This window comes from Acidocella sp. MX-AZ02 (assembly GCF_000306035.1).
GTDB classification, from domain to species: domain Bacteria; phylum Pseudomonadota; class Alphaproteobacteria; order Acetobacterales; family Acetobacteraceae; genus Acidocella; species Acidocella facilis.
The window spans coordinates 1552576-1562728 of sequence record NZ_JH976207.1 but is presented as its reverse complement, the minus strand read 5'-3'; the positions used below and the strand labels follow the sequence as shown (position 1 = coordinate 1562728).

At 65.3% G+C, this 10153-nt stretch carries 11 protein-coding genes; 7 read left to right on the top strand and 4 right to left on the bottom strand.

What is annotated here, in order from left to right:
* Nucleotides 1-27: 27 nt before the first annotated feature.
* On the bottom strand, nucleotides 28-918 hold the full coding sequence (locus MXAZACID_RS07715; RefSeq protein ID WP_008493672.1) for a helix-turn-helix transcriptional regulator: 891 nt from the start codon (nucleotides 916-918) through the stop codon (nucleotides 28-30).
* 196 nt (nucleotides 919-1114) lie between these two features.
* Here MXAZACID_RS07715 and hslV point away from each other — a divergent pair, with 196 nt between their 5' ends.
* From hslV to MXAZACID_RS07680, 7 genes are all read left to right on the top strand, one after another.
* The gene (gene hslV, locus MXAZACID_RS18770) at nucleotides 1115-1666 is read left to right on the top strand and encodes an ATP-dependent protease subunit HslV (protein WP_008493671.1); all 552 of its coding nucleotides are present in this window, start codon (nucleotides 1115-1117) and stop codon (nucleotides 1664-1666) included.
* Nucleotides 1667-2983: an ATP-dependent protease ATPase subunit HslU gene (gene hslU, locus MXAZACID_RS07705; RefSeq protein ID WP_008493670.1), complete on the top strand. Its 1317-nt coding sequence runs from the start codon at nucleotides 1667-1669 to the stop codon at nucleotides 2981-2983.
* Between the two features lie 161 nt (nucleotides 2984-3144).
* Nucleotides 3145-3615 (top strand): disulfide bond formation protein B, encoded by a 471-nt coding sequence (locus tag MXAZACID_RS07700; protein ID WP_039884784.1) that lies wholly within the window; start codon nucleotides 3145-3147, stop codon nucleotides 3613-3615.
* Nucleotides 3615-4124 (top strand): demethoxyubiquinone hydroxylase family protein, encoded by a 510-nt coding sequence (locus MXAZACID_RS07695; RefSeq protein ID WP_008493667.1) that lies wholly within the window; start codon nucleotides 3615-3617, stop codon nucleotides 4122-4124. The genes MXAZACID_RS07700 and MXAZACID_RS07695 overlap by 1 nt, the downstream gene beginning before the upstream one ends.
* A 20-nt stretch (nucleotides 4125-4144) precedes the next feature.
* A complete protein-coding gene (locus MXAZACID_RS07690; protein ID WP_035180037.1) occupies nucleotides 4145-4612 on the top strand; it encodes a hypothetical protein in 468 nt (155 codons plus the stop codon).
* The gene (locus MXAZACID_RS07685) at nucleotides 4609-4881 is read left to right on the top strand and encodes a hypothetical protein (protein WP_008493665.1); all 273 of its coding nucleotides are present in this window, start codon (nucleotides 4609-4611) and stop codon (nucleotides 4879-4881) included. The genes MXAZACID_RS07690 and MXAZACID_RS07685 overlap by 4 nt, the downstream gene beginning before the upstream one ends.
* An 80-nt stretch (nucleotides 4882-4961) precedes the next feature.
* Nucleotides 4962-6350 carry an MFS transporter gene (locus MXAZACID_RS07680; RefSeq protein ID WP_026440155.1) on the top strand — a complete coding sequence of 463 codons (1389 nt, stop codon included), beginning with the start codon at nucleotides 4962-4964 and terminating at the stop codon, nucleotides 6348-6350.
* A 139-nt stretch (nucleotides 6351-6489) separates the two neighbouring features.
* Here MXAZACID_RS07680 and MXAZACID_RS07675 read toward each other — a convergent pair whose 3' ends face one another.
* The 3 genes from MXAZACID_RS07675 to MXAZACID_RS07665 all read right to left on the bottom strand — a co-directional run.
* Nucleotides 6490-8847 carry a transketolase gene (locus tag MXAZACID_RS07675; RefSeq protein ID WP_008493663.1) on the bottom strand — a complete coding sequence of 786 codons (2358 nt, stop codon included), beginning with the start codon at nucleotides 8845-8847 and terminating at the stop codon, nucleotides 6490-6492.
* Nucleotides 8848-8929: 82 nt separating this feature from the next.
* The gene (locus MXAZACID_RS17755) at nucleotides 8930-9463 is read right to left on the bottom strand and encodes an RcnB family protein (protein WP_008493662.1); all 534 of its coding nucleotides are present in this window, start codon (nucleotides 9461-9463) and stop codon (nucleotides 8930-8932) included.
* 198 nt (nucleotides 9464-9661) lie between these two features.
* The coding region (locus MXAZACID_RS07665) for an ADP/ATP-dependent (S)-NAD(P)H-hydrate dehydratase (protein ID WP_008493661.1) at nucleotides 9662-10153 on the bottom strand (492 nt) is incomplete at its 5' end.

Here is a 10153-nt window from a genome sequence, read left to right as displayed (position 1 = left end):
GTCAAAGCCGCGTGCGCGATAGGCGGTCTAGACGGCCTCGGCCGCCCAGGCATGCTGGCGCAGCATCCCCATCAGACCGTCAAAGGCTTCATCCAGCGTCTTGCCCGAGGTGTTAAAGGCGAGGTCGGACTTGGCGTAGAAGCCGACACGGCTTTCCAGCGTCAGCCGGATATCCTCGACGCCGTTGCGGTTGCCGGGCAGCTGGCGCAGATCGCCCTGGGCCAGCACGCGGGTGAAATGATCCTCAGGCGTGGCCTGCAGCCAGACGGTGAGGCAGTTATTCAGCAGCAGATCGAAGGTGGCATTGTCGCTCACCAGCCCGCCGGCGGTGGCGATGACGCAGGACGGGTAGGTTTGCAGCGTATCCTCCAGCGCCTGGCGCTCATAGCGGCGATAGGCGTTGGAGCCGTAGAGGGCCTGGATTTCCGCAGGGGCACAGCCGGCCAGCCGGGTGATTTCCAGCCGCAGCTCGACGAACGGATAGCCGAGCTTGGCCGCCACCATCTGCCCGAGCGTGGATTTGCCGGCGCCGCGCAAGCCCACCAGCGCGATGCGGTGATGCCGTGTGGCGCCACCATGCGGGCGGCTATTGCCGAACATGTCGCTCAAACCCTGCAAGGCGCGGGCGATCTCGCTCGGCTCGCGCCCATGCAGCAGCCGGCGGATGGAGAGCCATTCCGGGGAGGAGGTGGTCTCGTCCCCCAGCAGCTCGGCCAGGGAGCAATCCAGCGCCTGGGCGACTTGCGCCAGCACCAGAATCGAGACATTTCCGGTGCCCGATTCCAGATTGGCCAGATGCCGCTCGGATACATCCGCCTCGCCGGCCAGAACCCGGCGCGTCATGCCCCTGCGGGCGCGCAGCAATTTCACGCGCTTGCCAAGGCCAGGGAGAATTTCGGACTCGTCGATCGGCGTCATGGGGTCTGGTTCAATTCGGAAGCCATCGCCGCGCGTTAGCACTTTTTTGCCGAAGGACAAAGGGGAAGTCACGAATATTTTGTAATATAGTGCACAAAGCTTTTGCGGACAGGCAGGTTTTGGGCAGTCTGCCGCGTGTTTTGCGTAAAAACCGCGCCCCTTGCCGGGCGCCGGGGCGGGTGCCATCTCTTGTGCCATGACAGAGCATAACGATTCGGTGGGCTGGCATGGCACCACCATTTTGTCCGTTCGCCGCAATGGCCAGGTTGTCGTGGCCGGGGACGGGCAGGTATCGCTCGGCAACACCGTTGTAAAGGGAAACGCGCGCAAGGTGCGGCGGATTGGCAATGGCAGCGTGATCGCCGGCTTCGCCGGGGCCACGGCTGACGCCTTCACCCTTCTGGAACGGCTCGAAGCGAAGTTGGAACGGTTTCCCAACCAGTTGGAGCGCGCCTGCGTGGAGCTGGCGAAGGATTGGCGGACGGACCGCTATCTGCGCCGGCTGGAGGCGATGTTGATCGTCGCCGACAAGGAGAGGGGCTTTACCCTCACCGGCAATGGCGATGTGCTGGAGCCCTCCGATGGCATCATCGCCATCGGCTCCGGCGGCAATTACGCCCTCTCGGCCGCGCGCGCGCTGATGACGGTGGATGATCTCTCCGCCGAGGAGATCGCCCGCCGGGCGATGAAGATCGCCGCCGATATCTGCATCTACACCAACGAAAACCTGGTTGTTGAAACGATTTAAATGGACATTCCTGTTTATTCCCCCCGCGAGATCGTCTCCGAGCTCGACCGCTTCATCATCGGCCAGAACGACGCCAAGCGCGCCGTGGCCATCGCCTTGCGCAATCGCTGGCGCCGCCAGCAGCTGCCGGAGGAGATGCGCGATGAGGTGGTGCCGAAAAACATCCTGATGATCGGCCCGACCGGCTGCGGCAAGACCGAGATCGCTAGGCGCCTCGCCAAGCTGGCCCAGGCGCCGTTTCTGAAAGTGGAAGCCACCAAATTCACCGAGGTCGGCTATGTCGGCCGGGACGTGGAGAGCATCGTGCGCGATTTGGTGGAAGCTTCCATCACCATGCTGCGCGAGCAGAACCGTAAGGGCGTGGAAGCCAAGGCGGAACTCAACGCGGAGGAGCGGCTGATTACAGCGCTCGTCGGCGAAGGGGCGTCGGCCGATACGCGGGTGAAATTCCGCCGCATGCTGCGCGCCGGCGAGCTGGAGGATAAGGAGATCGAGGTGTCGATTTCCGAGGCGCCGGGCACGCCGATCGGCATGATGGACATGCCCGGCATGCCGCCGGGCGGGGCGATCAATCTTGGAGACATGATGAAGGGCATGTTCGGTCGCCAAGCGCAGAAGAAAAAGATGCTGGTGCCGGATGCGCGCCGTGCCTTGCAGCGCGAGGAGGCGGACAAGCTCCTGGATACCGAACAGCTGACCAAGGATGCGCTGATGCATGCCGAGCAGAACGGCATCGTGTTCCTCGATGAGATCGACAAGATCTGCGCGCGCTCCGATAGCGGCTTCAAGGGCGGCGATGTCTCGCGCGAAGGCGTGCAGCGCGATCTGCTGCCGTTGATCGAGGGCACCACGGTCTCGACCAAATACGGGCCGGTGAAGACGGATTATATCCTGTTCATCGCCTCGGGCGCCTTCCATGTCGCCAAGCCCTCGGACCTGCTGCCGGAATTGCAGGGGCGGCTGCCGATCCGCGTCGAGCTGAGCTCGCTCTCGCGCGATGATTTCAAGCGCATCCTCACCGATACCGAGCATTCGCTGCTGAAGCAGTCGGTGGCGTTGTTGGGCACTGAGAAGGTGGATCTCACCTTCGCGGATGACGCGGTGGATGAGATCGCCTCGCTCGCTTTCGACATCAATGAGCGGGTCGAGAATATCGGCGCGCGGCGGCTGGCGACGGTGATCGAGCGGATGCTGGAGGAGATTTCCTTCACCGCCACCGACCGTTCCGGCGAGGCGATCACCATCGATGCCGCCTATGTGAATGAGAAAGTGGCGCCGCTGGCCAGCAAGGGCGATCTGTCGCGATTCATTTTGTAGAGCAACATGACCCTGATTGGACTCATTCAGGGTCATAAAGTTGCTCGCCAAAACAAAGGGCTAGAGCGCGCTGGCCGTTTACGGTCAGCGCGCTCTAGCCGGCAAAAGCCACGGGCGTGGTGAAGCTTGGCGGCGGGCGCGAAAGGGAGCAAAAGGCGGGCATGAATGTTCGTCTGGCTGGATTGATTACGGCCCTCCTGGCGGCCGCCGCTCTCGGTGTCGCGTATTTCGCCCAATATGGGCTGCATCTGGTGCCGTGCGAGCTGTGCCTGATGGAGCGCTGGCCCTACCGCATCGTCATCCTGCTGGGGCTGCTGGCGCTGCTGTTCGGCGGGCGGTTCGGCCGGGTGCTGCTGGGGCTGGCCGGGCTGGCGATGCTGGCGGATATTTTCATTGCCGGGCTGCATGTCGGCGTGGAGTTCGGCTGGTGGCCATCGCCCTTGCCGGAGTGCAATGGCATGCTCACCCCGGGGGCGGCGCTGCCGATGACGCCGGCGGTGCCGTGTGACCGGCCGGTGCATCTGCTGGCCGGGGTCCCGATCTCGATGGCGCAGATGGATTTCTGTGCCGCCATCATCCTGACCGTGCTGTTTTTTAGCATGGCGGGGGGGCGGCCGAAGCGGAGGCGGTGATGGACGAGACGATCAAGCGGTTTGTACGTGTGGACCATGCCGGCGAATATGGCGCCGAGCGCATCTATGCCGGGCAGCTGGCGGTGCTGGGGCGCGGGCCGAAGGGTGATCTGCTGCGCCACATGCTGGAGCAGGAGACGGTGCATAAGCAGACCTTCGAAGGGCTGATCGCCGCGCGGCGCTCCCGCCCGACGGCGATGCTGCCGATCTGGCGTGTGGCCGGCTTCGCGCTGGGCGCGTTGACCGCGGCGCTGGGCGAGAAGGCGGCGATGGCCTGCACCGTGGCGGTGGAGGAGACCATCGACGAGCATTACGCCGCCCAGCGCGATGCGCTGCCCGAAGGCGAGCAGGAGCTGGCGGAGACGATCGAGCGCTTCCGGCTGGAAGAGCTGGAGCATCGCGATATCGGGCTGGAGCACGGCGCCGAGCAGGCGCCGGCCTATAAATTGCTGACCGGGCTGATCAAGGCCGGCTGCAAGGCGGCGATCAAGATCAGCGAGGCGGTTTAACCAATAAACGGGAGGCGGGCATGGACCAGTACAGAACCTTGCAGGATCTGCGTGAGTATCTTGCCCGCTTGGAAAAATGGTTCGCCCGGCCGATTACGGCTGGGGAGCATCCGACACTGTATACGGAAAGCTCCTCCAGCCGGCAGTTGATCTGCGGCATTCAGCGCGATGATTATATGTTTTCTGGCGATGGGAAATGGATTTTACCCTCGCGCTGCCATGGGCTCTCCTTCTCCGCGCATTGGCAGCATCTTAAAGGTATCCACAGGCTGAAATCCAAGCGCAATCCGGGCAAGCAGATTTCGGTGTACTGGGTGCTGTCCGAGATGGATCTGCCGGACGGGCTGGAATTCGTGGCAGATGAGAAGGACCCGCAGCATTATCTGTTATGCGTGACCGCGACCATGCGGGTGGAGGAACTGCGCGATAAGCTGATCAGGCTCGGCGATCGGATGGCGGTGATCCGGGATGCGCAGGTGGCACTTTGATCCCGTTTCGCTTTGAGGCTGACCGGCAATTGGCGCTGGACTATGCCCGCACGCTGGGCGATGCGGCGGCGGCGGCGATTTTGACCGCCGGGCGGGTGGAGAGTGCCGAGCAGGCGCGGGTTCTGGCGCGCTTCTATTGGGCGATGGTGGATGCCAGCCTGGAGGAAGATATCGAGCCGGAGCTGGAAAATCTGCATAACGCGTTTTCGGCCGGTTGCTACCAGGCCGGGTTCATCGAGATTTGGCACGCGGAGATACCTGAGGATTAGGCGCCAGGCCTAGCGCCCGCATGGCAGCCTCCCGAAGAAAAACCCTGTTTTTCAGGCGGCTTGCCCAGTAAGCGGGAAATATGTCCGCAACACTGGCCCAGCAAGCCGCGCCGCCTTTGCCTGACGGCCTTCCCAAGCACGCGCGTATGCGGGCGATGATCGCTGTTGCCATGGCGGTTTTGCTGTCCGCGGTGGATTATACGGTGGTGAATATCGCGATGCCCACCATCGCGCATGACGTCCATACCAGCAATTCCGCGGCGATCTGGATTGTGAATGCCTACCAGCTGGCGAATTTGATCGCGCTGCTGCCGGTGGCGAGCCTGGGGGAGCGCTTTGGCCATGCGCGCATGTGCGTGCTGGGATTGTTGGTGTTTTCGGCCGCGTCATTATTATGCGCGATGTCGCAGACCCTGCCGGAATTGGCGCTGGCGCGCGCGGTGCAGGGCGTGGGGGCGGCCTGTATTCTGGGCGTGAATGCCGCATTGATCCGCTATATCTACCCCGCCAATCTGCTCGGGCGGGGCATTGCCTTGAACGGCCTGACCATCGCGCTCGGCGTGGCGCTGGGGCCGTCTCTGGCCGCCCTCGTGCTGTCCTTCGCGAGCTGGAAATGGCTGTTCCTGATCAATCTGCCGCTGGGGGCGCTGGCGTTCTATTTCGCGATCACCTCGCTGCCGCGCACCCCGCAAACGCCGGCGCGGCTGGATCTGCTGAGCGTGGTGCTGCTGGCGCTCGGGCTTTCGGGCATCGTCATGGGCGGCGATAATTTCGCCCAGGGCGGGGGCGCCGCGCAGGGGCTGGGGCTGATCCTGGTCGGGGCGGTGGCGATGGCGCTGCTGGTGCGGCTGCAGCTGACCCGCGCCAACCCGCTGCTGCCGGTGGATCTGCTGGCGCGCAGCGGCTTTTCGATTGCCTTCGTCACCGGGTTTCTGTCCTTCGTGGCCTCGAATTTCTTCATGATCTCGATGCCCTTCAACCTGACCGATGTGCTGCATCGCGGCCCGGCGGAGACGGGGCTGGTGATCACCTCCTGGCCGGTGGCGATCGTGCTTTCGGCGCCGATCATCGGGCGGCTGACGGATCGGTATCCGGCGGCGATGCTCTCGACGCTGGGGATGGTGATTTGCGGTACCGGGTTTCTGCTGCTGCGGTTGCTGCCGCATGACCCGAGCGACCTCAACATCATGTGGCGGATTTACCTGGCCGGCACCGGGTTCTCGATGCTGCAGCCGCCGAACAACAAGGCGATGCTGATGACGGCGCCGAAACAGCGGATCAGCGGGGCCTCGGGGATGATCTCGGTGGCGCGGCTGTTCGGGCAGACGATTGGGGGCATGCTGGTGGCGTTGACTCTGGGGCTGGCGCATCCGATGCCGACGCAGACTTGTTTGGCGCTGGCGGCGTTCACCGCCTATGTGGCGGCGGGGTGCAGCCTGTCGCGGGTGTTGGCGAAGCAGGAAAATTAGCGGAAGTTTTTGAGGGTGTGGGAACTTTTTTCAAAAAGTTCCCACGAACGTTCGGGGTGGTGGCAACGCCAGTGCCAACACCCCAGGCGTTTCGCGGCCCTTTTTGAAAAAAGGGCCGCCCCCCAAAAAATTTTGGAACTTAGCTCAGTGCTTCGGCGCAGGCATCCAGGATGGCGTCGGCGTCCATCTCATATTCCCGGTACAGCTCCGCCACCGTGCCGGACTGGCCGAAATGGTCCGGCCCCAGCGCCATCACCCGCTGGCCACGCACCGCGCCCAGCCAGCTATGCGCCGCCGGGTGCCCATCCAGCACTGTCACCAGCGCCGAGCCGGGGGCCAGAGGGGCGAGAATATCCTCGATATGCGATGTCGCCTTCTCCCCCGCGCGGCGCTGGCGCTGGGCGGCGCGCCAGCCGGCATAGAGCCGGTTCGGGCTGGTGATGGCGAGCAGCCCGGCCTCCGGCACATCCTCCCGCAGCAGGGCGAAGGCTTTTTCCGCCTCCGCCGCCATCGGGCCCTGATAGGCGATGGCGATGGACGCACCCGGGGCGGGCGGGGTGATCCAATGCGCGCCGGCGATCACATGCGCCTCATTCAGCGTACGCGTGGGCTGCGGCAGGGCGAAATTGGAGAGGCGCAGCCAGACCGCCGAGCCGTCCGGTTTCTGCATATATTCGAAGGCATGGCGCATCATGATGCGCAGCTCGTCGCAATAGGCCGGCTCGAAGGTGGCCAGCTTGTCCTGCACGATGCCCAGCAGCGGAGTGTTGGTGGCCTGGTGCTGCCCGCCTTCCGCTGCCAGCGTGATTCCGGACGGGGTGGAGACCAGCAGGAAGCGCGCATCCTGGTAACAGGCATAATAGAGCGCATCATGGCCGCGATTGACGAACGGATCGTACACCGTGCCCACCGGCAGCAGCCTGGTGCCGTAGAGATCCTGCGCCAGCCCGGCGGCGCCCAGCAGCAGGAACAGGCTCTGCTCGGCAATGCCCAGCTCGATATGCTGGCCGCCGGGATGCATGTCCTTGCGGACCATCGAGGCGACCTTGCTCTTGCGGAACACATCCTCCTGCGCCTTGCGGGCGAACATCGAGCGGCGATTGATCCAGGAGGTGAGGTTGGTGGAGGTGGCCACATCCGGGCTGGAGGTGACGATGGCCTGCGAGAGCGCCTTGCTCTCGCCCTGGGCGCGGCCGATTTCGGAGAGGATTTCGCCGAACCCGGCCTGGGTGCTCATTTTGCGCCCGGCGGTGCGCGGGCCGGGCAGGGTGGCGGGCACCGGCACGGCTGGGGCGGTGAGCCGACGCCCGGCGGGGGAGAGCGGCTGCGCGTAGGGCGCTTCGTTGATGAAGCGCTCGATCCGGTGCGGGTTTTCCAGCCCTTCCAGCCGGTCCCATTCATGGCCGGGGCGGATCCTCATGGCGGCGCGGAATTCGTCCATCTGCTCGGGCGTCATCAGCCCGGCATGGTTGTCCTTATGCCCGGCCAGCGGCAGGCCGTTGCCCTTGATGGTGTGGGCGAGGAAGAGGGTCGGCTGGTCGGAACTGGCGGCCTGGGAGAAGGCACCGGTGAGGGTGCCGAGATCATGCCCGGCCAGGTTGGTCATCAGCGCCGCCAGCGCGGCATCGTCCAGCGGGTCGATGAGGGCGCGCAGCGGGCGGCTGCGGCCGATATCGCGCAGCAGCGCCTCGCGCCAGGCCGGGCCGCCCTGGAAGGTCAGCGCCGAGTAGACGGAGTTGGGGCAGTCATCCAGCCAGGCGCGCAGGGCGCTGCCGCCGGGGCGGGTGAACACCTCCTGCAAGGCGCGGCCATAACGCAGCGTCACCACGCGCCAGCCCATGTCGCGGAACAGGCCTTCAAAGCGGCCGAAGAGGCGGTCGGGCATCACCGAGTCCAGGCTCTGGCGGTTGCAATCCACCACCCACCAGACATCGCGGACGTCATGCTTCCAGCCCTCCAGCAGGGCCTCGTAGATATTGCCCTCGTCCAGCTCCGCATCACCGGCGACGGCGACATTGCGGGCGCGTTTGGCGCCTGCGGGCAGCATCTCATGCGCCTGCACGTAATCCTGGATCAAAGCCGAGAAGCTGGTGATGGCGACGCCGAGCCCGACCGAGCCGGTGGAGAAATCGATCTCGGCGCCATCCATGGCCCGCGACGGATAGGCCTGGGCGCCGCCGAACTGGCGAAACAGCTCCAGCTTTTCGCGGCTCTGCCGGCCGAGCAGGTAATTCACCGCATGCAGCACCGGCGAGGCGTGGGGTTTGACGGCGACGCGGTCCTGCGGGCGCAGCGCATCGAAATACAAAGCCGTCATGATCGAGGTGACGGAGGCGCAGCTGGCCTGATGCCCGCCGACCTTCTCGGCGGTGAGGTTGGGGCGGATATGGTTGGCGTTATGGATGATCCAGGAGGACAGCCAGAGCAGCTTGCGCTCGATGGCCGCCAATGTTTCCAAGGTTCCCGTGCTGTGCCCGAGCGGCCGCATCTCATTCATACCGGCATTATAATGCCTTTTGCGTCAACATGGAATGCATAACCCCGCCCTTGCGGGCGGGGTTATGGCAGGGGCGACGGCTTTAATAAGCCGAGCCGGCGATGATGCTGGCGATGATGCCGCTGCTGATCGCGATCATCAGGAACTGGCCGTTATAATTCACCCACTCATAGCCCGGCGGCGGGCGATGCAGATGGTAGCGGTCCCACTCGTCATGCGGCACTACCCGGCGCGCGCCGTTGAAATGGTCGCCCCGCGCCCAGTGACCATCCGGGCCGCTGGGGCCGTGGCGGTATTGCGGGCCGCCATGATATTCGGCGCCTTGCGGGCGGTGGTCGGCGGGCGGGCGGTGGTCGCCGCCTTGCGGGGCGCCGTGATTCTCCCCCTGCAGGCCGAAGAAGCCGGACCCGTTATGCTGGCCGCCCTGCGGCCCGCCATGGTCTCCACCCTGCGGCGCGCCGTGATTGCCACCCTGCGGACCGCCGTGATTCTCGCCTTGCGGGGCGCCATGCGGCTGGCCGCCATCCGGGCCGCCATGGTCGGGCTGGGCCAGGGCCGGGCCGGCCAGCAGGGCCAGCGCGGCGACGCCGGAGAGGAAAGTTTTACTAAAGCGCATGACTGCGTCTCCTTTCGATGACAGGAGTATTGGGGTGGAAAAGGGCAATTCCAGGCCAGGGCAAATGGATTTTGTGATAAAATTTTTCTCCATTGCGGCGAGATTATGTCGTAGACTTTGACCTATTTTCGGTCAACCGGCCTGCCGGCTCAGCCTTTGCCAATGGGCGCGTCGGCGGTGGCCGGGCGCGGGGTGAAGTCATCCTTGCGCCAGCGGGCCGAGCTGGTCCGGCAGATCCTCCGCCAGCAGGCCCGGCCCGATCTTGGTGGCGGCCGCGCCATGCAGCCAGACCCCGGCGCAGGCGGCGGCGAAGGGGGCCATGCCGCGCGCCAGCAGGGCGGCGATCAGCCCGGCCAGCACGTCGCCTGTGCCGCCGGTGGCGAGCCAAGGCGGGGCGTTGGCGTTGATGACGGCCTCGCCATCCGGGGCGGCGATGATCGTATCCGGCCCTTTCAGCACCAGAACCGCGCCGATGCGCGCGGCGGCGGCGCGGGCGGCGCCCAGCCTGTCCGGGCCGATGGGGCCGAACAGGCGGGTGAACTCGCCCTCATGCGGGGTGATGACGGTGACACCGCGCAGACGCTCCGGCGCCCCGGCGCAGGCGGTCAGCGCGTCCGCATCCGCGACGATGTGCCTGTCCCCCGCCGCCAGCAGCGCCGCCAGGGCGGGGCCGGCGGCGTCGATGCCAAG